The organism is Faecalibacterium sp. An122 (assembly GCF_002160895.1).
GTDB lineage: Bacteria > Bacillota > Clostridia > Oscillospirales > Ruminococcaceae > Faecalibacterium.
Genome location: NZ_NFLL01000001.1, coordinates 31,512 through 54,562, shown reverse-complemented (window position 1 = coordinate 54,562; position 23,051 = coordinate 31,512). Strand labels below are relative to the sequence as shown.

Annotated in this window: 24 protein-coding genes; 8 read left to right on the top strand and 16 right to left on the bottom strand. The window is 60.5% G+C overall.

All coding sequences use genetic code 11. The features are described 5' to 3' along the window. Positions 1-84 precede the first annotated feature (84 nt). Entirely contained in the window at positions 85-588 is a 504-nt protein-coding gene (gene coaD / locus B5E67_RS00240) for a pantetheine-phosphate adenylyltransferase (protein WP_087246646.1), read from the bottom strand. A gap of 695 nt (positions 589-1,283) precedes the next feature. On the opposite strand from coaD, the gene B5E67_RS00235 reads away from it, so the two are divergent. Both B5E67_RS00235 and B5E67_RS00230 read left to right on the top strand, forming a co-directional pair. Next, the gene (locus tag B5E67_RS00235; protein WP_087246645.1) at positions 1,284-2,630 is read left to right on the top strand and encodes a butyryl-CoA:acetate CoA-transferase; all 1,347 of its coding nucleotides are present in this window, start codon (positions 1,284-1,286) and stop codon (positions 2,628-2,630) included. 48 nt (positions 2,631-2,678) lie between these two features. Continuing rightward, positions 2,679-3,929 carry an AI-2E family transporter gene (locus B5E67_RS00230; RefSeq protein ID WP_242956686.1) on the top strand — a complete coding sequence of 417 codons (1,251 nt, stop codon included), beginning with the start codon at positions 2,679-2,681 and terminating at the stop codon, positions 3,927-3,929. Between the two features lie 70 nt (positions 3,930-3,999). On the opposite strand, the gene B5E67_RS00225 is transcribed toward B5E67_RS00230, so the two are convergent. The 5 genes from B5E67_RS00225 to murQ all read right to left on the bottom strand — a co-directional run bounded on the left by B5E67_RS00225 (position 4,000) and on the right by murQ (position 9,748). After that, positions 4,000-5,280, bottom strand: coding sequence for a putative ABC transporter permease (locus tag B5E67_RS00225; RefSeq protein WP_087381591.1), 1,281 nt, complete (start codon positions 5,278-5,280; stop codon positions 4,000-4,002). A 176-nt stretch (positions 5,281-5,456) separates the two neighbouring features. Further along, positions 5,457-6,284, bottom strand: a complete 828-nt coding sequence (locus B5E67_RS00220; RefSeq protein WP_087381587.1) for an HAD family hydrolase — start codon at positions 6,282-6,284, stop codon at positions 5,457-5,459. Between the two features lie 2 nt (positions 6,285-6,286). Then, entirely contained in the window at positions 6,287-7,348 is a 1,062-nt protein-coding gene (locus B5E67_RS00215; protein WP_087381584.1) for a MupG family TIM beta-alpha barrel fold protein, read from the bottom strand. Beyond that, positions 7,341-8,783, bottom strand: coding sequence for a PTS transporter subunit EIIC (locus tag B5E67_RS00210; protein ID WP_087381581.1), 1,443 nt, complete (start codon positions 8,781-8,783; stop codon positions 7,341-7,343). Before B5E67_RS00210 ends, B5E67_RS00215 begins: the two co-directional genes overlap by 8 nt. 65 nt (positions 8,784-8,848) lie before the next feature. Then, on the bottom strand, positions 8,849-9,748 hold the full coding sequence (gene murQ / locus B5E67_RS00205) for an N-acetylmuramic acid 6-phosphate etherase (protein WP_143405359.1): 900 nt from the start codon (positions 9,746-9,748) through the stop codon (positions 8,849-8,851). 219 nt (positions 9,749-9,967) lie between these two features. Between murQ and B5E67_RS00200 the strand changes: the two genes are divergently transcribed. Next, a complete protein-coding gene (locus tag B5E67_RS00200) occupies positions 9,968-10,831 on the top strand; it encodes a MurR/RpiR family transcriptional regulator (RefSeq protein ID WP_087381577.1) in 864 nt (287 codons plus the stop codon). A gap of 90 nt (positions 10,832-10,921) precedes the next feature. Here the strand turns inward: B5E67_RS00200 and B5E67_RS00195 are convergent, their stop codons facing one another. Beyond that, positions 10,922-11,614, bottom strand: a complete 693-nt coding sequence (locus B5E67_RS00195) for a metallophosphoesterase (protein ID WP_087381573.1) — start codon at positions 11,612-11,614, stop codon at positions 10,922-10,924. Positions 11,615-11,900: 286 nt separating this feature from the next. On the opposite strand from B5E67_RS00195, the gene B5E67_RS00190 reads away from it, so the two are divergent. Then, positions 11,901-13,250 carry a D-alanyl-D-alanine carboxypeptidase gene (locus B5E67_RS00190; RefSeq protein WP_087381570.1) on the top strand — a complete coding sequence of 450 codons (1,350 nt, stop codon included), beginning with the start codon at positions 11,901-11,903 and terminating at the stop codon, positions 13,248-13,250. A gap of 68 nt (positions 13,251-13,318) precedes the next feature. Here the strand turns inward: B5E67_RS00190 and B5E67_RS00185 are convergent, their stop codons facing one another. The 9 genes from B5E67_RS00185 to rpmG all read right to left on the bottom strand — a co-directional run bounded on the left by B5E67_RS00185 (position 13,319) and on the right by rpmG (position 18,214). Beyond that, positions 13,319-13,519 (bottom strand): PTS ascorbate transporter subunit IIC, encoded by a 201-nt coding sequence (locus B5E67_RS00185; protein ID WP_087246637.1) that lies wholly within the window; start codon positions 13,517-13,519, stop codon positions 13,319-13,321. After that, entirely contained in the window at positions 13,519-14,541 is a 1,023-nt protein-coding gene (locus B5E67_RS00180; protein WP_087381567.1) for an SPFH domain-containing protein, read from the bottom strand. Before B5E67_RS00180 ends, B5E67_RS00185 begins: the two co-directional genes overlap by 1 nt. Before the next feature lie 174 nt (positions 14,542-14,715). After that, on the bottom strand, positions 14,716-15,090 hold the full coding sequence (gene rplL / locus B5E67_RS00175; RefSeq protein ID WP_087246635.1) for a 50S ribosomal protein L7/L12: 375 nt from the start codon (positions 15,088-15,090) through the stop codon (positions 14,716-14,718). Between the two features lie 88 nt (positions 15,091-15,178). After that, complete coding sequence (gene rplJ / locus B5E67_RS00170) at positions 15,179-15,694, bottom strand: 50S ribosomal protein L10 (protein ID WP_087246634.1); 516 nt, start codon at positions 15,692-15,694, stop codon at positions 15,179-15,181. Positions 15,695-15,922: 228 nt separating this feature from the next. Beyond that, positions 15,923-16,615, bottom strand: a complete 693-nt coding sequence (gene rplA / locus B5E67_RS00165) for a 50S ribosomal protein L1 (RefSeq protein WP_087364953.1) — start codon at positions 16,613-16,615, stop codon at positions 15,923-15,925. A gap of 54 nt (positions 16,616-16,669) precedes the next feature. Continuing rightward, positions 16,670-17,095 carry a 50S ribosomal protein L11 gene (gene rplK, locus B5E67_RS00160; RefSeq protein WP_087246632.1) on the bottom strand — a complete coding sequence of 142 codons (426 nt, stop codon included), beginning with the start codon at positions 17,093-17,095 and terminating at the stop codon, positions 16,670-16,672. A 137-nt stretch (positions 17,096-17,232) separates the two neighbouring features. Further along, on the bottom strand, positions 17,233-17,763 hold the full coding sequence (gene nusG / locus B5E67_RS00155) for a transcription termination/antitermination protein NusG (RefSeq protein WP_087246631.1): 531 nt from the start codon (positions 17,761-17,763) through the stop codon (positions 17,233-17,235). 34 nt (positions 17,764-17,797) lie between these two features. Next, positions 17,798-18,049 carry a preprotein translocase subunit SecE gene (gene secE / locus B5E67_RS00150; protein WP_087246630.1) on the bottom strand — a complete coding sequence of 84 codons (252 nt, stop codon included), beginning with the start codon at positions 18,047-18,049 and terminating at the stop codon, positions 17,798-17,800. A 15-nt stretch (positions 18,050-18,064) separates the two neighbouring features. Continuing rightward, a complete protein-coding gene (gene rpmG / locus B5E67_RS00145; RefSeq protein ID WP_005920501.1) occupies positions 18,065-18,214 on the bottom strand; it encodes a 50S ribosomal protein L33 in 150 nt (49 codons plus the stop codon). A gap of 364 nt (positions 18,215-18,578) precedes the next feature. Here rpmG and B5E67_RS00140 point away from each other — a divergent pair, with 364 nt between their 5' ends. The 4 genes from B5E67_RS00140 (at position 18,579) to argS (ending at position 22,849) form a co-directional block, all read left to right on the top strand. Then, the gene (locus B5E67_RS00140) at positions 18,579-19,688 is read left to right on the top strand and encodes a D-alanine--D-alanine ligase family protein (protein WP_087381564.1); all 1,110 of its coding nucleotides are present in this window, start codon (positions 18,579-18,581) and stop codon (positions 19,686-19,688) included. Next, entirely contained in the window at positions 19,681-20,505 is an 825-nt protein-coding gene (murI, locus tag B5E67_RS00135) for a glutamate racemase (protein ID WP_087381560.1), read from the top strand. The genes B5E67_RS00140 and murI overlap by 8 nt, the downstream gene beginning before the upstream one ends. A gap of 13 nt (positions 20,506-20,518) precedes the next feature. Then, on the top strand, positions 20,519-20,962 hold the full coding sequence (locus B5E67_RS00130) for a DUF1934 domain-containing protein (RefSeq protein ID WP_242956685.1): 444 nt from the start codon (positions 20,519-20,521) through the stop codon (positions 20,960-20,962). 72 nt (positions 20,963-21,034) lie between these two features. Next, complete coding sequence (argS, locus tag B5E67_RS00125; protein WP_087381557.1) at positions 21,035-22,849, top strand: arginine--tRNA ligase; 1,815 nt, start codon at positions 21,035-21,037, stop codon at positions 22,847-22,849. The last annotated feature ends 202 nt before the right edge of the window (positions 22,850-23,051 follow it).

Here is a 23,051-nt window from a genome sequence, read left to right as displayed (position 1 = left end):
ATGTGTGGTTTTGTTTGTTTTTTGCAGCAGATAAAACCTTCTATCAAAAACCCTTTGGGATACGCCCGCGGGGACTTTTGCTTGTTACGGCTGCTGGCCGGCGGTCCGCAGCGCCTCCATCTTTTCCCGCACCGCCTTTTCGACGTTGGGGGTGACGAATTTGCTGATGTCGCTGCCGTACCGTGCCGCTTCCTTGACGATGGTCGAGGACAGGTAACTCCACTTGATGCTGGTGGAGAGGAACACTGTCTCGATGCCGGGCATCAAAGCGTGATTGGTCTGGGCCAGCTGGATCTCATTCTCAAAGTCGGTGACCGCCCGCAGCCCCCGCACCATGACGGTGGCGTGGCACTTCCGGGCGAAATCCACCGTCAGGCCGTCGAAGCTCTGAACGGTGACATTGGGAATGCCCTTGCAGCACTCGGTCAAGAGCTCCACCCGCTCCTCAATGGTGAAGAGGGGGCGCTTGGCGCTGTTGATGAGCACCGCGACGATCAATTTGTCGTTGATCTTGGCTGCCCGCTTGATGATATCCAGATGTCCACGGGTAACCGGGTCAAAAGAACCGGGATAAATGGCGATTGCCATGGAAACTACTGCCTCCCTGTTTTCCGCGCCCGGCTGCCTGCGGCGGCCCGGCGCACGATCTCAAGCACGCCCTTTGCAGCCGTCGGCTGCTCTCCCCTGGCCCGCCGGGCTTTTGGCTCGGCGCACGGCCCCGGGGCAGGCGTTTTGATGTTTCAGGCGCACCCGGTCGTTAATTTCGTAACGACTTTGGGTCCAAGGCGGCGTCCCGCGCCTCCTGACACACTTAGTAAACCACATTGTCAAAAGTTTATCAAGTAGTTTGGAGCATTTTTTCGGCTCTCTTGACCCAAACAATTGAAAACATTCTCTCAAGTTTTTGTACATTTTGCTAAGAGGGAGTTTTTTTGTGATTTTCTATTGATTCTCGACATCGTTAATGTTATAACTATCAGTGTAGGGAATGCTGGGCTGCACAACCTTGCCGGCCTTCCCTTCTGACCTGTCACAAGGTTACTGTATCACCCGGATGTGATGAACGGGTGTGCAGAGTATGTACTTCCTTTTAACTTTCTTTGAGTTTGGAACCGACACCGCATACGTTGAAATGGGATGGATTTGGGAGCCCCAGCCTGCCAATCCTTTCAGGCAGGGAGCGGCCGCCAAACCGGAAGCGCCTGCTTTCCTATTTATAATAAGCCTGGCGATTCCGGCCGCGGCCGGGGCTTCTCAGACCCCCAGGAAAGGATGATCTAAGAATGGACTACAGGACTGAATATCAGCGCAAGCTCATTACCGCCGACGCCGCAGCCGCCATGGTCAAGAGCGGCGACTGGGTGGACTATGGCTGGGCCGTGAACACCACGGTGGCCGTGGACGCCGCCCTGGCCAAGCGTCTGCCCCAGCTGGAGGACGTCAATTTCCGCGGCGGCATCCTGATGTGGGTTCCTGCCATCTTCCAGATTGAGGACCCCGCTGCCCACATGACCTGGAACAGCTGGCACATGGGCGGCATCGAGCGGAAGGCGGTGGCCCAGGGCTTCTCCTTCTACTCCCCCATCCGCTATTCCGAGCTGCCCCGCTACTACCGCGAGAGCAAGGACCCCGTCAACGTGGCCGTCTTCCAGGTTGCGCCCATGGATGAACACGGCTACTTCAACTTCGGCCCCTCGGCCAGCCATCTGGCCGCCGTCTGCGAAAAGGCCGAGGTGATCATCGTTGAGGTCAACAAGAATATGCCCCGCTGCCTGGGCGGCTTCCAGAACGGCATCCACATCGACCAGGTGACCGGCATTGTGGAGGGCGACAACCCGCCCCTGGGTCAGATGGCCGCCGCAGGCCCCGCCTCTGAGGTGGATCTGGCCGTGGCCAACCTGATCGTTCCCCAGATTCCCAACGGCGCCTGCCTGCAGCTGGGCATCGGCGGCATGCCCAACGCCATCGGCAGCCTGATCGCTCAGAGCGACCTGAAGGACCTGGGCGTCCACACTGAGATGTACGTGGACGGCTTTGTGGACATCGCCAAGGCCGGCAAGATCAACGGCAGCCGCAAGCAGATCGACAAGGGCCGCCAGGTGTATGCCTTCGGCGCCGGCACCCAGAAGATGTACGACTACCTCAACGACAACCCCGAGTGCATGTCTGCCCCGGTGGATTACACCAACGACGTGCGGACCATCGCCGCGCTGGATAACTTCATCTCCATCAACAACGCCGTGGATGTGGACCTGTTCGGTCAGGTCAACGCCGAGAGCGCCGGCATCCGCAACATTTCGGGCGCAGGCGGCCAGCTGGACTTTGTCCTGGGCGCTTACCTGTCCAACGGCGGCAAGAGCTTCATCTGCCTGTCCTCCACCTTCAAGAACCGCAAGACCGGCCAGATGGAGAGCCGCATCTGCCCCACCCTGGCCAACGGCAGCATTGTCACCGATACCCGTGCCAACATCCACTATCTGTGCACCGAGTACGGCTGCGTCAACCTCAAGGGTCTGACCACCTGGCAGAAGGCAGAGGCCATCATCAGCCTGGCTCACCCCGATTTCCGGGAGCAGCTGATCGCCGACGCCGCCAACATGCACATCTGGCGCCGCAGCAACAAGCGCTGATGATGCACCCCAACATCCCTGCCGCGGCAGGGGGAAAGAGATTGATTCGTGGATAAAAAACCCCATCTGAAACCCTATATCTATGGCATGCTGGCCGGCTTTGGCGCCATTGGCCTGAGCATCGCACTTTTCTTCCTGTTCTACCGCTTCAACGGCCTGCAAAAAGGCATTTCGCTGCTGACCGGCATTCTGATGCCCTTCATCTACGGCGGCGTGATCGCCTATCTGCTGCGGCCTTTCTGCAACCGGATTGAGGACCTCCTCAACCGGTACCTGCCGGCCCGCTACCGCAAGACGGTGGACGGCATCGCCGTGGCGGCCAGCGTCCTGTTCGGTCTGCTGGTGGTGTATGCCCTGTTCATGCTGATCATTCCGCAGCTCATCAACAGCATCATCACCCTGTCCACCAACTTCCAGTCCCAGCTGGACCTGTTCATGGCCTGGCTGACCCGGTTCTTTGCGGACAACGAGGCGGTGTACCGCTTCCTGAACGACTCCTACGACACCCTGCGGGACACCTTCACCTCCTGGCTGCGCACCTCGGTGATGCCCTCTATCCGCCAGATTGTCAGCGGCGTGGGCGTCAGCGTGCTGAACGTCCTGGTGGTTCTGAAAAACGTCCTGATCGGCGTCATCGCGGCGGTGTACTTCCTCTCCACCCGCAAACGGTTTGCGGCCCAGGGCAAACTGCTGCTCTACAGCATCTTCCGCCCCCACTGGGCCGACCTGATTCTGGAGGAGATCGCCTATATTGACCGCACCTTCGGCGGATTCATCATCGGCAAGATTGTGGACTCGGCCATCATCGGCGTGCTGTGCTATATCGTCTGCGTCATTGTGGGCTTCCCCAGCGCCCTGCTGGTGTCGGTCATCATCGGCGTCACCAACGTCATCCCCTTCTTCGGTCCCTTCATCGGCGCGGTGCCCACCACCCTGCTGATCCTCATCACCGACCCCATCAAGGCCCTCTGGTTTGTGGGATTCATCTTCATCCTGCAGCAGCTGGACGGCAACGTCATCGGCCCCAAGATTCTGGGCAACACCACCGGCCTGTCCAGTTTCTGGGTGCTGTTCTCCATCCTGCTGTTCGGCGGCCTGTGGGGCTTTGTGGGCATGATCGTGGGTGTTCCCCTCTTTGCGGTGCTGTACGATCTGGTGCGGAAATTCGCCCTCTGGGGCCTCAACCGGAACGGTCAGAACGACAAGCTGAAAGTCTATCACGACGCCTTCGGCAACCCGGATGACCCGGCCGCCCCTGAGAGTCCTGCCCCCGATTCCTCTGACCACCCCGCAACATAACCCATCCAACAAAACAACCCGGACCCAACTGGAAAACCAGAAGGTCCGGGTTGCTTTTTTGTTGTATTGTTTATCGGTCGATCATGTTGGGATAGACCTGCGCCATTCGCTCGTCGTGGAAGTGTTCATCCAGGAACAGATCCAGGCTGTTGGCCGGCGGAACGCCGTTGCCGCGGGCATCGCTGCGGATCAGGGCCAGCGCCGAAATGCACATATTCACCACCATAAAGACGCCCACAACCACCGTCAGCCAGCGGCCAGCGTGGCGGCGAATCCAGTCGATTCCGCGGGACACATAGGGGTAGCACAGCTTGACCCAGGCCACCGCCGCAAAGCCCCAGAAGAAGCAGTACAGCAGGTTGATGCGGCCTCCCAGGTTAAAGGGGATCTTGCTGTAATCCCAGAACACCACGCCGAACACCAGCTCACCCAGGGCGCTGCAGATGTACTCATATGCGCCGCCCATGACGGTGCCCAGAACGAACAGCTCGCTGGAGGTCCGCCCGGTGCCGTCCTTTTTCCGGGGCAGCAGGGCGGAAGCCATCACCAGGGCGGCGCCCCACACCACGCTGAAGGGGCCCCAGACCAGGCTGGAACGGCTCATCCAGATGCCGGCGCTCAGGCGGCAGAAGATGGTCTCCACGATGTCGCCCACCAGAGAGCCCACCGTGAACAGCCAAACCACATCCGACAGGCTCATGCCCGTCTCGGCGCGGGCGGCCTTCTCGGCCACATGGGGGTAAGCGCCCTCGATGCGGTGCTCCATCCACTGGCTGATCCGGTCGTACAGGTTCCGGGACCGGCTTTCCAGCTCACGGTTCAGCCCTTCCAGACGGGTGGGATGGTGGGCCAGAATGGCCACACTGCCCAGCTGATCCAGCACAGCCAGCACGCCCAGCACCCAGGCCAGGGTTTTCATCAGCCAGACCGGCAGCAGATGGAACAGAGACAGCAGCAGCTGATTGCCCCACAGCAGGGCGATGCAGCCCAGCACGCCCCACAGCAGCGAGTAAGGCAGGCAGACGTAGCCGTCAATGTTGAAGCGGTGATGGGAGTAATCCCACCAGGTGCGGTGATGGAGCCGCTCCAGGATTTTGGCGGCGGTCCACTCCACCATGGTGGAGGTCAGCGCACAGCCCACAAACAGGAACAGTAGCGAGGACCGCAGATCGGCAAAGCCGATGGTCATGATGACGGCAGCAAAGCCGTAGACATAGCAAAAAGGTCCTGCGGCAAAGCCGCGCTTTACAAAGCCTCTGCCCCGGGCGATCGAGACCAGCGTCTCGCCGATCCAGCCCAGAAAGGAATAAACCATGTACAAAAGCGCCAGATCATACCATAAAAACTCCATGAAAGCCTCCTTTTTTCATGCTTTCCATTGTATGCGCCTTCTGTAGCGCATGGCCCCATCCTATCAGATTTTCACATAAATTACAAGCATTTCCGCTATTTGTTCCATAAATCATGCAAAAAGACCAAAAAAGGCCTGCCGCAATCCAAAGCGGCAGGCCTTTTTGTTTGATTGTGTTATTCCGCCAGAAGCCAGCGGCGAATCGCCTCTGCGGCGCCGCCCTCGGTGTTGCGGCCGGTTACGACCTTGGCCGCAGCCTTGACATCGTCGGGGGCGTTGTCCATGGCCACGCCCAGCCCTGCGCTGGACAGGAGGGCCGCATCATTGCCGCTGTCCCCCAGCGCCATCACGTCCTCCATCCCCAGACCCAGCTTCCCGGCCAGAAAGGCCACTGCGGTCTGTTTGCCTGCGCCGGGGGCGGTCAGTTCCAGACCGCCGGGGCCGCAGTCCAGCACCAAGACCCCCTCCCCCACGGCCGTCCGGAAAGCTTCCCGGAGATCCGGCGGGGCGACGGGCATATTGATCTTCAAAATTTCCAGCTCGGCCAGATCCGCGGCAGAACCTTCCAGCGGGCAGCCCAGCCGGGCCAGAACCCCCTTGTGGAACTGGGAGACGCTGGATTCATTCAGGGCCTGCCAGTCCCTGGCGGTCATGTGGTAGCGGCTGTCCCGGTCGATGTACTCCACCGGCAGCCCCAGCCGGGCAGCGGCCTGCTGCACCTGCGCCAGCGCCTCGGTGGAAAAAGGCTTGCTCCAAATGCACTCGCCGGTCCGGGCGTTCCGAATCTGGGCCCCATCGTAGAGCACCAGCCAGCTGAGCCAGTCGGGCTTTTTCTCCACGTCTGCCGGCAGGCATCCGGCGGGACGGCCGGTAGCCGCCGCCACAATGCATCCCGCCGCTGCGGCCTGGGCGGCGGCTTCGGGCAAACCCTCCGAGAACACGTTGGGGTCGCTGCCCAGAGCGGTGCCGTCCAGGTCAAAGGCCAGCAATTTGTAATGTACCATGGTTATTCCTCCTCACGGGGCGGACGGACCATCTTAAAGCGGCTGCCCCGCCGGATGCAGTCCACCAGCAGGAGATACCGCGGGTCCACCCGGCCGATCACATTGACCCGCTCGTCGGCGGGCAGATCCTGACGCATGAGCTGGATCTCCCCCGAATAGCGGCCATACCGGAGATTGTCCATGGTGATGGTGCCGCGGGGCCGGGCGGCGCAGTCCGCCGGCTCCACCAGACCGCCCTGGCGGGCGTATTTGCGGGACTCCTGATACCGCACCAGCCAGCTGGGGGAATCGGGGCGGCAGGTAAAGATCTGGCCGTACAGGCCCTCCTGCCCCGCTTTCAGGTGAACCGGCACCGGCAGGACTCCATCGGCGCAGAAGCTGGCAATCTGTTCCAGCTCATAGCTGCTGACACCCGGGTCCCCGGCGAAAATGCCTTCCAGGCCGTAGTGGACCGCCAGGTCGGCAAAGGCCGCCAGCGGAGCCGCGCCCCGGTGGGCTTCCAGGGTGGGCAGGCCCTCATGGAGGGGCCCCCGCAGCTGTTCATCCCCGGGGATGAACGCATAGACCTTCAGCCCGGCAGCCTGAAGCATCCGGGTGCTCTCCTGCAGGAACTCCGGGTCCAGACCGGTCTCGGGGCGGGGGTAAAAGTTGTGAATAGCGATCACCTCGGGGCCGGCGGCAGCCAGGGCGGCGGCCTCCTCCGGGGTGACGGTGGAGGCATTCACCGCAATGGGCATCCGGGCCGCCAGGCTGCAGGCTTCTTCCAGGGTAAAGCCGTCGTCCAGACGCAGGCCCCACAGGCCCAGATCCCGGGCCAGCTGGAGGATATCGCTGCAGCCAAACTGGATGGCGGTCTGTTCCGACACGTCGGCCAGAATCCGCCAGCCATGTTCCCGCAGCCAGCTGCACATCGCCCGGACCCGGTCGGGGTAATCGGGTGCGAATTCCTCGCCGATGTGCAAAGAGATGAAAACAGGCGCACCGCCTGCCGAACCAGCGGCAAGCGGTGCTTTCTGTTTCTCAAACTCTGTCAGGTAAACCGACCGTCCGAGAAAATCAGGCATCGGCAACCTCCTCAGGCTTCACCAGAGCATTGGTGACCAGGAAGCCCATGACGTAGCTGATGAGCAGGCCAACAACATAGCACAGGACGCTGGTGGTGGCGCCTGCGGGGCCGGCGGTCATCACGAAGATGGCCAGCAGACCGGAGGGACCCCAAGTGGTTGCAGCAACCTGCATGGCCATGACGAAGGCACCGCCGAAGCCGGCGCCCAGGCCTGCCGTGATGAAGGGACGGCCCATGGGAAGGGTGACACCGTAGATCAGGGGCTCGCCAACGCCCAGGACGCCTGCGGGCAGAGCGCCGGTGATGACTTCCTTCATGCGGGTGTTGCCCACCTTCTTGGCCTTGAGGTAGATGGCAACGGCTGCACCCACCTGACCGGCGCCGGCCATGGCCAGAGCCGGATACAGGGTGACGTAACCGAGGGTCTCAAGCTGGACCGAGTACAGAGCCACCAGACCGTGGTGCATACCCATGGCCACCATGGGCAGGAACAGAGCGGTGGAGATGTAGCCGGCGATGATGCGGACGAACAGATTGCTGCTCATGCAGACCTGCTGCACAATCCAGCACAGAGCGGTGGAAATGTAGCCGGTGATGGGCATGATGACGAAGATGTAGGGGATCAGGCAGATAATCAGGGTGAGCAGCGGGGTGAACATGATGTCCAGAGACTCGGGCATATGCTTGCGGATGAAGCGCTCCACATAGCTCAGGCACCACACACCGATGACTGCGGCCAGAACGCCGCCGCGGCCGGCGCGGAGGATGGAGTCCAGAGGCTGAACCTCATCGTACAGGCCGAGGATCTTGGAGATGGCGTCGATGTTGCCCAGGCCGGTAATCATGCCCAGCATGCCGCCCAGGATGGGGGTGGCGCCGAACTTCTCGGCGGCGCGGTAGCCTGCCCAGGCGGTCAGGTAGCTCAGGAAAGACGCATTGATGAGGGCCAACATGTTGTAGACGACGCTCCAGAACGAGCTCTCGGCATAGTTGGGCATCACCTGGGTCAGCAGGGTGGCCAGACCCGAGCACAGGCCGGCGGCGATGACGCCGGGCAGCAGGGGCACAAAGATGTCGCCGAAGGTCTTGAGCATGGACTTGACCTTGCTCTGCTTCTGCCCTGCCTTGACGGCGGCCTTGTTGGCCTGCCAGTCATTCTGGGTATCGGTGCTGCCAGCCGCGGGAATCCCCATCTGGCGGCAGATGTCGGCGCACTTGCGGCACTTACCGGGGCCAACCACGATCTCGACGTAGCCGGGACGGTCATGGACCAGACCCAGAACACCCTCGATCTTCTTGATGGCGTCCTCATTGATCTTGCTGTCGTCCTTGACCTCGATGCGAAGCCGCGTCATGCAGTTGGTTGCCGAAATGACGTTGCTTCTGCCGCCCAGCTTTTCCAGCGATTGGCGTACCAGTTCCTCATTGGTCATTGCTTGTTCCTCCTTGTCCAAATCTTGCGTATATGACTTTGCGGCTTGCGCCGCCAGGTCCAACCTTACAGGCCGATGGCCGTGCGCACGTGGCCGTTTGCCGCATCCAGGCGGCTCTGGGCCTCGGCTGCGGTGCAGTTTGCCAGCAGCATGGTGATGGCGCACTTGACGCTTCCGCCCGCCGCATCAATGGCGGCCCGCGCCTCGGCCCGTTCCACGCCGGTGGCGTCCATCACAATATTTTCTGCGCGGGTGTGCAGCTTCTCATTGGTCTGCATCACGTCCACCATCAGGTTCTGGTAGGCCTTGCCCGTCCGCACCATAGAGGTGGTGGAGATCATATTCAGAATCAGTTTCTGGGCGGTGCCCGACTTCAGACGGGTGGAGCCGGTCAGCACTTCGGGGCCGACCTCCACCTCGATGGCCAGGTCCGCCGCCTTGCCCACGGCGCTGCCGGGGTTGCAGGCGATGGCCGCCGTCCGGCAGCCCACGCTCCTGGCATATGCCAGGCCGCCCAGCACATAGGGGGTGCGGCCCGATGCCGCAATGCCCACCACAAAGTCCTTGCTGGTCAGGTTGTGGCTGCGCAGGTCATCCTCGGCCAGCTGGACGCTGTCCTCTGCGCCTTCCACCGCCTTGATGAAGGCCTCTTCGCCGCCGGCGATCAGGCCCACCACCATGCCCGGGTCCACGCCAAAGGTGGGAGGGCACTCGGCTGCATCCAGAACGCCCAGCCGGCCGCTGGTGCCGGCGCCCATATAGAACAGCCGGCCGCCCTGCTCAAAGGCCTCCACCGCCCACCGGGCGGCCTGCGCGATCTCGGGCAGCTTCTTGGCAATCGCCAGGGGCACCCGGGCGTCTTCATCGTTCATTGCTGTGACGATCTCCAGCTCGGACATCATATCCAGCTGCATGGTGCGGGGATTGCGCCGCTCGGTCGTCATTTCGTTCAGATTCAATTCCATAACTCACTACCCGGCCTTTCTCTGTGTTTGGCTTCACTGGCGTGAAAAGCACTTACAAGTGCATTATAGATTTTTTAAAACAAAATGTCCACATTTTTGCGAAGTTGTGGTATAATGTTTCAGAAAAGGAATGTTTTTGAAAATCCATGCGGAACCCATGAAAACTTTTATACAAACACACCAAGAATGCGGAAAACCGCACCCATCCGGAGGCCTGTTATGAAAAACGCATTGCTCCGCCTGCGGGAGGCCAGCCCCTCCCTCAGCGCAGCCGAACAGCAGATCGCCCGCTACATCACCGAGAATCCCGAGGAAGCCACCCTCCTCACCGTCCGTGAACTGGCCCAGCGCACCTTCACCTCCCCTTCCAGCGTGGTGCGGGTCTGCCGGTCGGTGGGCTTTGACGGCTACAAGGAACTGCGCCACGCCCTGGTGGGGGAACTGGCGGCCCTGGGCGACAAGGGCCGCCACTCGGAGCAGGAAATCACCGCCGAGGACGACATCCGGGACATTGTCTATAAGGTGACCCAGAAGAACATCCAGTCCCTCACCGATTCCCAGAAGCTTCTCTCCCCCGAGACGGTGGAGCAGTGCGCCCATCTGCTGGACCAGTGCCGCAGCGTCCTTTTGTTCGGTCTGGGGTCCTCCCTCTGCGTGGCCCACGATACCTATTTGAAGTTCCTCCGGCTGAACAAACCCTGTCTCATCGTTGACGACTGGCACGCCCAGCTTATCTCAGCCCAAAACGCCACCCCGCAGGACGTGGCCATCGCCTTTTCCTACTCCGGCCAGACCGTCGAGGTGATCACCTGCATGGAAGCCCTCAAGAAAAACGGTACCCCCATCATTGCCATCACCCGCTATTCCCCCTCCCGGGTGGCGGAGCTGGCCGACTACAATCTGTACATTGCCGCCAACGAGTCCCTGTTCCGCAACGGCGCCATGTCCTCCCGCATTGCCCAGCTGAACGTCATCGACATCCTTTATACCGCCTACGCCCGCCTCCACTACGAGGACACCCTCCGCGCCCTCACCCGCACCCACATCTACAAGCCCGGCGAACCGGAGGACTCCGCCCCCTGACGTCACGCAAAAAGACCGCTGCACAAGCCCCCGGGGGCTCGGTGCAGCGGTCTTGTTTTGGGTTGTGTGGATTTTGGGCCGGGAAAGGGGTCACTTCCGCTTCCACCAGCTGCGCTTTTCTCCGATGGAAATGACATCGTGAAAGACGCACCGGACCTTGGGGGAAAGCTGGGTATCCCGGTGATAGCAGCCAAACAGCCAGTTATCATAGGTCATCTCCCGGACCAGCTTGTCAAAAAAGCCGTGAAGCTGGTTGTTCTCCCCCGGGGCCAGGATGGTGAAATCCAAAAATCTGCTTGGGGCATCATGGGTCAGCACATACTGTACATGATGATTGTGGGCCGCCACGTTGGCCTCACACCGGGCATATTCCTCCTCTGAGGGCATCTCCCGGGCCCACCAGTTGACGCCGGCTTCCCGCTCCTCCTTGTCGGGGCTTTCGCCGCCGCCAAAGCACAGGTAACTCAGGCCCTCCAGCTCCAGAATGCTGCCGCGGCAGACATGGTAGACGTTCCCGCCGATGGGCTGAACCCGGCCGCCGAACTTCTCCTCCACCGGGTAGGCGTCCAGCAGGTCATAATTCTCGTGGGTGCCGTCCAGGAACAGGATGGTATAGGGCCGCTTGCGCAGCCAGTCCAGCCGGGCGCGCTCCTCCTTGCTGTCGTCCCACAAAAAGCCAAAGTCCCCCAGAATAAAGAGGAAATCGTTTTTCCCCAGATGGCGCAGCTCCTTGCCCTTGAAGCGGTCCAGCTCGCCATGGGTATCGCCTGTAATATAGATCATCCATGTCTCCCTCTGGTTTGTGAAAGTGGGGCAGCTAGCCCTTGTCACCCACCCGCAAACCTGTTATTATAGAAGCGTGCTTGTGCACACAAAGCGGGAAATCCCGTCCTCCGCCCCGGGCGGACGGCGCGGGTTCCCTTCAGGGGCTTTTTCCGACAAAATCTGCCGGTTTCTGCGCACCATGCGCCCTGCATCCCTCCGGCACACGCGGCCCGGACCCACGATGCACCGCCCCACATCTTTTATCAACCCTTTTATTGTATCGCGTTCTGAGGGAATTGTCCACATGAAACGACTTTTTACACTTTTTTCTGCCCTGATTCTGACGGTCAGCTGCTTTGTGATGCCGGCCAGCGCACTCTTTGATCCCAGTCCGGTATACGAAGTGCAGGCCCAAAGCGCTTACATCGTCAACACCGACACCAACATCATCGTCTACGAAAAAGACAGCACCGCCCAGGTCCAGGCCGGGGGCCTCACCAAGCTGATGTGTGCGGCTCTGGTACTGACCAACTACGGCGACGAGCTGGACACCCGCACGTTCCAGATGCCTTTCGCCATCTCGGACTACGTCTACGGCACCGACAACGCCGACATGCGCTCGGGCGAGACCTTTACCCTGCGGGAGGCGCTCTACGCCATGCTGCTGCGCAACGCCAACGACGCCGCCATGGGCATGGCCTATCAGCTGTCGGGGAACGACCTGTCCGGCTGGGTGAGCCAGATGAACAGCCTGTCTCAGCAGATCGGCGCCACCAACAGCACCTGGACCGACGCCTGCGGGCTGGATTCGGGCAACGTGACCACCGCGGTGGACATGTACCTGATTCTACGGTATCTGATGGGTTTTGACGCCTTTGTGGAGATCGCCGGGTCGGCCACCTTTGAGATGCCCGCCAAGGAAAAACACTCCAAATCCTTCATCCTGACCAACCAGAACGTGGCCCTGAACAAATCCAGCGGCGGCAAATTCTACCGCTCGGCCATGAAGGGCGGCATGTGCGACGTCATGGCCTACAAGAACGACTCCGGCACCCAGAGCTACGTCTCCTGGGCTTCCAGCGAGGGAGAAACCTATATTTTCTGCGTGATGGGCAGTCCCGACACGGTGGACACCTACGGTTATTCCAACCGGCGTCCCGCCCTCTACGAGACCACCCAGCTCATCGACTGGGTATACAGCAGCTTCTCGGTCCAGGCGGCGCTGGACCCCGACCAGGCCCTGGCCGAGATCCCGGTGAAGTATTCCTCCGAGACCGACACCCTGCTGCTCTATCCGGCCGACCAGATGATGACCATTCTCCCCTCCTCCTCGGACAGTTCGGTGACCCAGAAGTTCTTCCATCTGCCCGAGTCGGTGGCCGCGCCGGTGAAGCAGGGCGACCTGATCGGCACGGTGGAGATCAAGCTGGCCGGTGAGACCATCGGCGTGGTGGATCTTATTGCCGGACAGGATGTGAACCGCAACCCGATTCTGTTCGCCATCGCCCAGTTCCAGGCCTTCCTGGGCAGTCTGTACCTGAAAGTCGTCCTGGCCCTGAGCGCCATTGCGCTGGCCATCTACGGCATCTGGTGGGTGCAGAACACCATCCGGGAACAGCGCAGCTGGGGCGGAAGCCACATCCGCCGCCACTGAGCCGCCTCTCTTTCCAGCCAAACCCAAAAGCCCGCCGTGCATCCGCACGACGGGCCTTTTTGCTGCGCTTATTTGATATCCAGTTCGGGGGGAACGTCCAGCTCCTCCGACACATATTTGCCGTTCTTTTTCCGCTGGCGGACACACTCGGTCAAGAGGTATTCAATCTGCCCGTTGACCGACCGGAAGTCGTCCTCTGCCCAGGCGGCGATGGCGTCGTACAACTTCGCGGACAGACGCAGCGGAATCTGTTTTTTCGGCTCAGCCATCAGTACAGGCTGCCCGAGTTGACGATGGGCTGTGCATCGTGGTTGCCGCACAGGACAACCAGCAGATTCGAGACCATAGCCGCCTTGCGCTCATCGTCCAGTTCCACCACTTTGTTCTCGTTCAGGCGTTCCAGAGCCATTTCCACCATGCCCACGGCGCCGTCCACAATCATCTTGCGGGCGTCGATGATGGCCGAGGCCTGCTGGCGCTGCAGCATCACGGCTGCAATCTCGGGGGCGTAGGCCAGGTAGGTGATCCGGGCGTCCACGATCTCCAGGCCGGCGTCCTCCACCTTTTCCTGGATTTCTTCCTTGATGCGGCGGGCCACCACCTCGCTGGAACCCCGCAGGCTGCCGTCATCGGGCTTGCCGTCGCCGGTGGTATCCACGTTGGGGGCCACGTCGTAGGGATAAATCCGCACCACGTTCCGCAGGGCGCTGTCGCACTGCAGGGAGAGGTATTCCTTGTAGTTGTCCACGTTAAAGACAGCCTTGGCGGTGTCCTTCACCTGCCAGATGACGGCAATGCCGATTTCCACCGGGTTGCCCAGGCAGTCATTGATCTTCTGGCGGGCGTTGTTCAGGGTCATCCGCTTGAGGGAAATCTTCTTGGAGTTCAGCTCGCCCACATTGATCTGGACCTGCTGATTGCCGCCCTCTGTCTTCACCAGGCTGCGCTGCACGTCGCCGCTCTGGCTCAGATGGGTGCCGGCAGCGGGGTTGACGGCGGTGCAGAAGGGATTGACCCAGTAGAAGCCCTCCCCTTTCAGGGTGCCGATGTAGTTGCCGAACAGGGTCAGCACCAGGGCTTCCTGGGGCTTCAGAACCTTCAGGCCCGGCAGCAGGAACAGGCCCACGACCATGTACAGAATGGCCAGAGCCATCACTACGCCGCCCAGAATGCCCGGCACACCGGCCAGGGCATCGGCCACGACCGCCGCAATGGCCACCACATACCCCAACAGGATCAGCAGCAGAACCAGCATGCCGTTCTTTTTGGTTTGCAGAATCTTCTCACTCATATCCATCAACCTCCTGACGTATCCCGAGTGATTTGTATCTTGTTGATATCAAAATCATATCATTTTATCTCTGCTTTGTCAAGAGGATTTTGGGGCGGCCTGGAAAAGCGCACAAAAAACAGGGGGCTCCCTGTGCGGGAACCCCCTGTCCGAAGTGTTTGGTTTGAGGTGAAATTACTTAATCTCGACCTTAGCGCCAGCCTCTTCCAGCTTCTTCTTGATGTCCTCAGCGTCAGCCTTGGAAGCCTTCTCCTTGACAGCCTTGGGAGCGCCGTCAACGATAGCCTTGGCCTCCTTCAGGCCCAGACCGGTGATCTCCTTGACGATCTTGATGACCTGCATCTTGGTAGCGCCAGCCTCAGCCAGGATGACGTCGAACTCGGTCTTCTCCTCCTCAGCGGGAGCAGCAGCAGCGGCAGCAGCGGGAGCAGCAGCAGCAACAGCAGAAACACCGAACTCCTCGCAGTAAGCGTCGATGAGCTCCTTCAGCTCCAGGACGGACAGGCCCTTAACGGACTCGATAATGGCAGTAATCTTCTCAGAAGCCATGGTAATAACCCTCCAATTTCAGTTAATTTTTGTTTCGGTAGTTGTGGTATCGAAAAACAGTTTGGGTCAGGCAGCAGCCGGCGCCATCTTAGGCAGCGGGCTCCTCCTGCTTGTCGACGTAAGCCTGCATAGCAACAGCCAGACCGGACAGGGTGCTGGTGAGTGCGCCGGCGAACATGGACAGCATGCCTTCGCGGCCGGGCAGCTTGGCGATGGCGTTGGTCTCAGCAGCGCTCAGCACCTTGCCCTCCATGAAGCCGCCCTTGACGACGAACTTCTTGGAACGGTCGCCGTCCTGGTACTTGCACAGGATGCGGGCAGCAGCCATGGGGTCCTCAGCGTTGGCAAATGCGACGGCAGTGTCACCGGTAAAGTTCTCGGACAGGCCCTCGATGGAGGTACCCTTGACAGCCAGACGGAGCATGGTGTTCTTGACAACCATATACTCAACGCCAGCCTCACGCAGCTCCTTACGCAGCTTGGTGTCATTCTCGACGTTGATACCGCCGTAAGCAACCACACAGCCGGAAACCGCATTCTCAAACTTTGCCTTCAGATCAGCGACATAAGCCTGCTTTTCAGAAAGAATCTTTGCACTGGGCATTTCGGTTTCACCTCGTTTCAAAACTACATCGGAAGCCGGAGTCATAGAAAAAAGCCTCTCTCCCGCGCACACAGGCCGAGAGAGAGGCATAAAACAACGTTACGCGTTTCTCGGCAGGCGGATACACTTTACACTGGACTCCAGCGCCTGCTGTCTTAAAAACAGCATGAATATCTTACCACGCGAACGTGGTTTTGTCAAGTGTTTTTCTGAATTTTTTCAGAAAAATCAGACACCGTACTTCAGGGTGTTGAGACGGATGCCAGGGCCCATGGTGGTGGCGATGGTAGCGCTCTTGAAGTAAGTGCCCTTGGCGGCGGCGGGCTTAGCCTTGGCAATAGCGTCCATAACGGTGTCGAGGTTGGTGTACAGCTTCTCGGCGCCGAAAGATGCCTTGCCCACGGGGACATGGATGATGTTCTGCTTGTCCAGGCGGTACTCGATCTTACCGGCCTTGGCTTCCTTAACAGCCTTGCCCAGGTCGGGGGTCACGGTGCCAGCCTTGGGGTTGGGCATCAGGCCGCGAGGTCCGAGGATCTTACCGAGGCGGCCAACCTTGCCCATCATGTCGGGGGTGGTGACCACGACGTCGAAATCCATGAAGCCGCCCTGGATCTTTGCGATCAGATCGTCATCACCGACGATATCAGCGCCGGCAGCCTCAGCAGCAGAAGCTGCGGGGCCCTTGGCGATAGCGCAGACGCGGACGGTCTTGCCGGTGCCGTTGGGCAGAACGACGGCGCCGCGGACCTGCTGGTCAGCGTGACGGCCATCAACGCCCAGGCGGACGTGCAGCTCAACGGTCTCATCAAACTTGGCGGAAGCGATCTTGCAGGCCAGCTCCAGCGCCTCGTTCACATCGTACAGTTTGGTAGAATCGACCTGCTTGGCAGCGTCGACATAGTGCTTGCCGTGTTTCATTGTTTATCCTCCTATGTGGTCTTGCGGGCGCAGCGCCCTCCCACTGTTTATGTCTCAGCCTTCGACTGTGACGCCCATGCTGCGGCAGGTGCCGCGGATCATGCTGCATGCAGCTTCCAGAGAAGCAGCATTCAGGTCGGGCATCTTGGTCTTTGCAATCTCTTCCACCTGAGCGGCGGTCAGGGAAGCGACCTTTTCCTTGTTGGGCTTGCCGGAAGCGGTGGACAGGCCGGCGGCCTTCTTGATCAGAACGGCAGCCGGGGGAGTCTTGGTGATGAAGCTGAAGGAGCGGTCAGCATACACGGTGATGACGACGGGGATGACATAACCCATCTGGTTCTTGGTACGCTCGTTGAACTCCTTGGTGAAGGCCATGATGTTGACGCCCTTCTGGCCCAGGGCGGGACCAACAGGAGGAGCCGGGGTTGCCTTGCCGGCCTCGATCTGCAGCTTAATGTAGCCAGTTACTTTCTGTGCCATGATAAATGCACCTCCAAAAATCTGTGGTGAGTTGCGGCCCGCTGTCTGCGAACCTCCCACGAGCATGCCTCAGCAGGCACGCTCTATAAGAACCGCACGCGGTCTTACCTTGATGATTTGTACGCGTTCGCGGCTTGTTACAGCCGCTCGACCTGGGCGATGTCCACCTCTGCGGGGGTCTCCCGGCCGAACATGTTCACCTTGAGCTTCACCTTGAAGGTCTCGGTGTTGATTTCCTCTACAACGCCCATAAAGCCTTCCAGAGGACCGGACGTAATCTGGACACTGTCCCCTGCGGCGAAATCCACCGTCAGCGGGGCCTTGGCCTCTACGCCCATCTTTTCCACTTCCTCAGCGGTCAGGGGGACCGGCTTGGAAGCAGGACCGACGAAACCGGTGCAGCCGCGGGTGTTGCGGACCACATACCAAGTATCGTCGTTCATAACCATCTTGACCAGCACATAGCCGGGGAACAGCTTGTGCTCGACCATCCGCTCCTTGCCGTCTTTGATCTCGGGCACCATCTCGGTGGGAACCCGGATCTCGCAGATCAGATCCTGCAGGCGGCGGTTTTCCACCATCTTTGCAAGATCGGTCGCGACTTTGTTTTCGTAGCCGGAATAGGTATGCACGACATACCACAAAGCTTCATTCGACTGGTCTTCCATTATGGGTCAGCCTCCGTTTCCATACAAGATTTGGTCAGCCTCCGATGACAAGGCCCAGGATGCCGCCGAACACGGCGTCCAATGCAAACAGGACCACGGCGGCGATGATAACCACCACCAGCACCACGATCGTGTTCTTCTTGGTCTCTTCCCTGCTGGGCCATACGACCTTCTTCAGCTCGCTTTTGGTATCGCGGAAGAACTTGGCCACTCCGGTGAAAAAGTTCTTCACGGCGTTCTTAGCTCTGGCCACAAAGCCCGGCTTCTTATCGGTTTTGTCTGCCATTGTGCTCCGCCTTTCTTACTTGGTCTCGCGATGAACCGTGTGCTTCTTGCAGAAGCGGCAGTACTTCTTCATCTCCAGGCGGTCAGGATTGTTCTTCTTGTTCTTCGTGGTGTTGTAGTTGCGCTGCTTGCACTCGGTGCAGGCCAGAGTGATTTTCACTGTCATTTGTTGACACCTCCATATATAACGGTTATTGAACCTCCCTCGTTCGCCGGGCGGCGTCCCAAAAAGGGGCGCACTAAATAATCCCGCAAAAGAGGTGATATCATTTTAGCACTCTTTTCCCGCCGCGTCAAGCGGTATTTTGCCCATCTTTCGGATTTTTTTCACGCCGGCGGCAAAATGACCGCTTTTTTGCCCCGTTACGCCGGTCCGGCCTGTTTTATCAAGTGGGGTTTTTCATCTTTTTGGTGCGGCATTTTGCCGTTGTGTATGGAAACCGGCGCATTTTTATGGTATGATGGGTGTAATTATGATTGAACGCCCCCGCCCGGGGGCTTCTATTAAGATAGAGGAGGGAATGCGAATCATGTATTCCGAGGAGAATTCCGCCGCCCATCCGCTGTGCGTAGCACTGCTGTTCGGCGGCCTGTCCAGCGAGCACGAGGTCAGCCGTGTATCGGCCGGCACGTTCGCAGACAATATGGACCCTGAAAAGTATGAGCTGATCAAGATCGGCATCACCAAGGACGGCCGATGGCTGTACACCGAGGCTTCCTCGGCCCAGATGGCCGACGGAAGCTGGGAGGAACTGCCCGGCAACATGCCCTGTGCCATCAGCCCCGACCGCGCCGACCACGGCGCCATCCTGTTCACCCCCGCCGGCCATGTGGAGAAGCTCCACATAGACGTGGTGATCCCGGCGCTCCACGGCCTGTGGGGTGAGGACGGCACCGTCCAGGGCCTGCTGGAGCTGGCTGGCATCCCCTATGTGGGCTGCGGCGTTCTGGCCAGCGCCGTCTGCATGGATAAGGCTGTGGCCAACGCCCTCTTTGCCGCCAACGGCATCCCCCACTGTGCCTGGGCCGCCTACACCAGGGCCCAGCTGGAGGCCGACCCCGACGGCATCCGCGCCGCCCTGGAGGAAAAGCTGGGCTGGCCCATCTTTGTCAAGCCGGCCAACGCCGGCTCCAGCGTGGGCATCAGCAAGGCATCCAATGCGGCTGAGCTGGCCGACGCCATCAAGCTGGCCCTGGAAAACGACCGCAAGGTGGTGTTCGAGTCCTTTGTGGACGGCCAGGAAGTGGAGTGCGCTGTCATCGGTTCCGAGCCCGCCTTCTCCACCCGTCCCGGCGAGATTCTGGCCGGCGCCGAGTTCTACACCTACGACGACAAGTACAAGAACGGCGTCAGCGAGACCCTGATCCCGGCCCGCCTGTCGGAGGAGAAGCTGGACGAAGTCAAGGACTACGCCGCCCGGGCTTACACCGCCGTGGGCTGCGAGGGCCTGGCCCGCTGCGACTTCTTTGTAGAGCGCGGCACCGGCCGGGTGCTGATCAACGAGATCAACACCTTCCCCGGCTTTACCTCTATTAGTATGTATCCGAAACTGATGGAGCATGAGGGCACTCCCCTGCCCCAGCTCATCGACCGCCTTGTTGCCCTTGCCATGGAAAGGGCGGTGGCCCACCATGGATAACCGCCCCATCGGCGTCTTTGACAGCGGTCTGGGCGGTCTGACCGGCGTGCGGGAACTGCGCAAGCAGCTCCCCGGCGAGGACATCGTCTATTTCGGCGACACCGGCCGGGTGCCCTACGGCAGCCGCAGCCATGAAACCATCCTGCAGTATGCACGCCAGGACATCGCGTTTCTGCTGTCCCAGAACGTCAAGTGCATCATGGCGGCCTGCGGCACTGTTTCCAGCACCTATCCCGCCGAGGAAGCCGCCCAGCTCCCCGTCCCCTATCTGGGGGTGGTGACGGCGGCGGCCCGCCGGGCGGCCCGCGCCACCCGCAGCCGGAAGATCGGCGTCATCGGCACTGCGGCCACCATCCGCTCCCACAGCTACGAACAGCTGCTGCGGCGTCTGGTGCCGGGCGCGGAGATCACCGCACGGCCCTGTCCCCTCTTTGTTCCCCTGGTGGAGAGCGGCTATGTGGACGGCTCCGCCCCCGACCGCCAGCAGGTAACCCGCCTGGTCATCGCCCAGTATCTGGAAGAGATCCGGGCCGCCGGGGTGGACACCCTGGTGCTGGGCTGCACCCATTACCCCCTGCTGGCCGGGATGATCGGCGAGTACATGGGGCCCTCGGTCACCCTCATCGACCCGGGCAGCGCCGCCGCCGACGATCTGAGCCAGCTGCTCAGCAGCAAGGGTCTGCGGGCCAACCGCACCCAGGGCACCACCCATTTCTTTGTGAGCGATGTGCCCGACAGCTTCGTCCAGACCGCCGACCTGTTCCTGGGCGAATACCGGGGCGGCACCGCGGAACAAATCTGCATCGACAAATACTGAGGACATCAACACCGTGAGCAAAGCCTTAAAGGAAAACTATATTATTCGGATTAAAAGTCAAATCGAGCAGGACGGCGAAACCGAGCAGGTGGAGCTGATGACCCGCGGCAGCTTCACCATGCGGGAGGGCAGCTACTATATCACCTACCGGGAGACCGAGACCACCGGCTATGAGGGCTGTGTCACCACCCTCAAGCTGGCGGCCGATTCCAGCCGGGTGGCCATGCTGCGCTTCGGGCCCCAGAGCAGCCAGCTCATCATCGAAAAGGGCCGGCGCAACCTCTGCCACTACGAGACCGGCTACGGCTCGGTCACCCTGGGGGTGACGGCCGACAGCATCGAGTGCGGCCTGAACGCCAAGGGCGGCGTAGCCCGGTTCAGCTATCTGCTGGACGGGGACGTCTCCACCCTCATCAGCAAAAACTCCCTGGAAGTCACCGTCACCCATGTCAACTGAGGAGCCCGGCGCGGTTTCTGCCGCACCCCGCCGCCTGTTTTGATTGGACCAAGAGAAAGGAATCATTACCCTATGAGCAATGCAACTTACCCCGCTTTTGAGAATTACAACCCCCGCCAGGCCGCTCTGGCCCAGGCCCGCGACCTGCTGACTCAGGCTGCGCAGGCCGCCATGGAGGCCGGCGACCTGCCCGCCGCCGAGCTGCCCGCCTTCATCGTGGAGGTTCCCGCCGACACCAAGAACGGCGACATTGCCTCCAACATCGCCATGGCCGGCGCCCGCACCTGGCACAAGGCCCCCAAGATGATCGCCGAGGCCATTCTGAGCCACCTGCCCTCTCTGTCGGACAGCTGCTTCACCAAGGCCGAGACCGCCGGCCCCGGCTTCATCAACCTGTTCCTGGCTCCCGCCTTCTGGGCTGGCGTGGCCCTGGCTGCCTGCTCCAACCCCCGCTATGGCCGGACCGATTACGGCCAGGGCAAGCGCTACAACGTGGAATTCGTTTCCGCCAACCCCACCGGCCCCATGCACATGGGCAACGCCCGCGGCGGTGCTCTGGGCGACTGCCTGTCCGCTGTTCTGGAGTGGGCCGGCTACGACGTCACCCGTGAGTTCTATATCAACGACGCCGGCAACCAGATCCAGAAGTTCGGCAAGAGCCTGGCCATCCGCTACCTGCAGCACTACTACGAGGAGAACGAGTATCCCCTGCCCAAGGAGTGCTACCAGGGCGGCGACATCACCCTGCTGGCTCTGGAGTTCGCAGCCAAAGAGGGCGACAAGTACGCCGTTCCCTGCCGCGGCCTGAAGGACGAGGCTCTCTATGAGAGCGAGGCTTTTGCCGCCCTGAAGGACGCTCTGGTGGGCTACGCCCTGCCCAAGAACATCGCCGCCCTCAAGACCGACCTGGGCAAGTACCGCATCCAGTACGACGTCTGGTTCCCTGAGAGTACCCTGCACAACTCGGGCGCTGTCATGAACGTGGTGAACCAGCTGCTGGAGAAGGGCGCCTGCTACAAGGCCGAGGACGGCGCCATCATGTACCGCAGCGCCCAGTATGCCGCCAAGTACGGCGCTGCCAACAAGAAAAAGACCGACGACGGCGCCGAGGAGGACAAGGACGAAGTCCTGGTCCGCGCCAACGGCATCCCCACCTACTTTGCCGCCGACATCGCCTACCACTACAACAAGCTGGCCGACCGCAACTTTGACAAGGCCATCGACGTCTGGGGCGCCGACCACCACGGCCATGTGGCCCGCATGAAGGGTGCCATGGATGCCATCGGCCTGGACGGCAGCCGTCTGGACGTGGTTCTGATGCAGATGGTCAACCTGATGCAGAACGGCCAGCCCGTCCGCATGTCCAAGCGCACCGGCAACGCCATCACCCTGACCGACCTGCTGGAGGAGGTGCCCATCGACAGCGCCCGCTTCCTCTTTAATATGCACGAGGCCGGCAGCAGCATCGACTTCGATCTGGACCAGGCCGTCAAGACCGACAACGACAACCCGGTCTACTACGTCCAGTACGCTCACGCCCGCATTTGCTCTATTTTGCGCAAGCTGGAGAGCGAGGGCGTGGAGTTCCTGGGCGCAGAGAACACCGACGCCACCCTGCTGACCGATCCCGCCGAGCTGGATCTGATCCGGATGCTGGCCGCCTTCCCCCAGGAAATCGTCATGGCCGCAGAAAAGTACGATCCCAGCCGGATCAACCGCTTTGTCATCGACCTGGCCAGCGCCTTCCACCGGTTCTACGGCAGCTGCCGCATCCAGGGCGCTGATCCTGCCCTGCAGCAGGCCCGCATCGCCCTGTGCATCGGCGTGCGCAACGTGATCCGCAACGTGCTGACCATGTTCAAGATCAACGTTCCCGACAAGATGTAAGCTCTTTCCCCGCACTTCGTGTGCGGGAATTTTTGTTTTGGTCTGTTCACACTTTATACAACGGTTTATCCACAAGCAAAATCAAAACTATACAAAATCACAAGATATTCCTTGTGGATTCTGCGAATGGACAGCGGCCACCCTTTCGGATATAATATAGCCAGAAACCAAGAAAGTACAGCAGAGGATCAAAGGTGATCCA

Excerpts from the sequence above, each read along its gene's own strand:
- coaD (WP_087246646.1), bottom strand. The coding sequence starts at position 588 with ATGGCAATCGCCATTTATCCCGGTTCTTTTGACCCGGTTACCCGTGGA.
- B5E67_RS00235 (WP_087246645.1), top strand. The coding sequence starts at position 1,284 with ATGGACTACAGGACTGAATATCAGCGCAAGCTCATTACCGCCGACGCC.
- B5E67_RS00225 (WP_087381591.1), bottom strand. The coding sequence starts at position 5,280 with ATGGAGTTTTTATGGTATGATCTGGCGCTTTTGTACATGGTTTATTCC.
- B5E67_RS00220 (WP_087381587.1), bottom strand. The coding sequence starts at position 6,284 with ATGGTACATTACAAATTGCTGGCCTTTGACCTGGACGGCACCGCTCTG.
- B5E67_RS00215 (WP_087381584.1), bottom strand. The coding sequence starts at position 7,348 with ATGCCTGATTTTCTCGGACGGTCGGTTTACCTGACAGAGTTTGAGAAA.
- B5E67_RS00210 (WP_087381581.1), bottom strand. The coding sequence starts at position 8,783 with ATGACCAATGAGGAACTGGTACGCCAATCGCTGGAAAAGCTGGGCGGC.
- murQ (WP_143405359.1), bottom strand. The coding sequence starts at position 9,748 with ATGGAATTGAATCTGAACGAAATGACGACCGAGCGGCGCAATCCCCGC.
- B5E67_RS00200 (WP_087381577.1), top strand. The coding sequence starts at position 9,968 with ATGAAAAACGCATTGCTCCGCCTGCGGGAGGCCAGCCCCTCCCTCAGC.
- B5E67_RS00195 (WP_087381573.1), bottom strand. The coding sequence starts at position 11,614 with ATGATCTATATTACAGGCGATACCCATGGCGAGCTGGACCGCTTCAAG.
- B5E67_RS00190 (WP_087381570.1), top strand. The coding sequence starts at position 11,901 with ATGAAACGACTTTTTACACTTTTTTCTGCCCTGATTCTGACGGTCAGC.
- B5E67_RS00185 (WP_087246637.1), bottom strand. The coding sequence starts at position 13,519 with ATGGCTGAGCCGAAAAAACAGATTCCGCTGCGTCTGTCCGCGAAGTTG.
- B5E67_RS00180 (WP_087381567.1), bottom strand. The coding sequence starts at position 14,541 with ATGAGTGAGAAGATTCTGCAAACCAAAAAGAACGGCATGCTGGTTCTG.
- rplL (WP_087246635.1), bottom strand. The coding sequence starts at position 15,090 with ATGGCTTCTGAGAAGATTACTGCCATTATCGAGTCCGTTAAGGGCCTG.
- rplJ (WP_087246634.1), bottom strand. The coding sequence starts at position 15,694 with ATGCCCAGTGCAAAGATTCTTTCTGAAAAGCAGGCTTATGTCGCTGAT.
- rplA (WP_087364953.1), bottom strand. The coding sequence starts at position 16,615 with ATGAAACACGGCAAGCACTATGTCGACGCTGCCAAGCAGGTCGATTCT.
- rplK (WP_087246632.1), bottom strand. The coding sequence starts at position 17,095 with ATGGCACAGAAAGTAACTGGCTACATTAAGCTGCAGATCGAGGCCGGC.
- nusG (WP_087246631.1), bottom strand. The coding sequence starts at position 17,763 with ATGGAAGACCAGTCGAATGAAGCTTTGTGGTATGTCGTGCATACCTAT.
- secE (WP_087246630.1), bottom strand. The coding sequence starts at position 18,049 with ATGGCAGACAAAACCGATAAGAAGCCGGGCTTTGTGGCCAGAGCTAAG.
- rpmG (WP_005920501.1), bottom strand. The coding sequence starts at position 18,214 with ATGACAGTGAAAATCACTCTGGCCTGCACCGAGTGCAAGCAGCGCAAC.
- B5E67_RS00140 (WP_087381564.1), top strand. The coding sequence starts at position 18,579 with ATGTATTCCGAGGAGAATTCCGCCGCCCATCCGCTGTGCGTAGCACTG.
- murI (WP_087381560.1), top strand. The coding sequence starts at position 19,681 with ATGGATAACCGCCCCATCGGCGTCTTTGACAGCGGTCTGGGCGGTCTG.
- argS (WP_087381557.1), top strand. The coding sequence starts at position 21,035 with ATGAGCAATGCAACTTACCCCGCTTTTGAGAATTACAACCCCCGCCAG.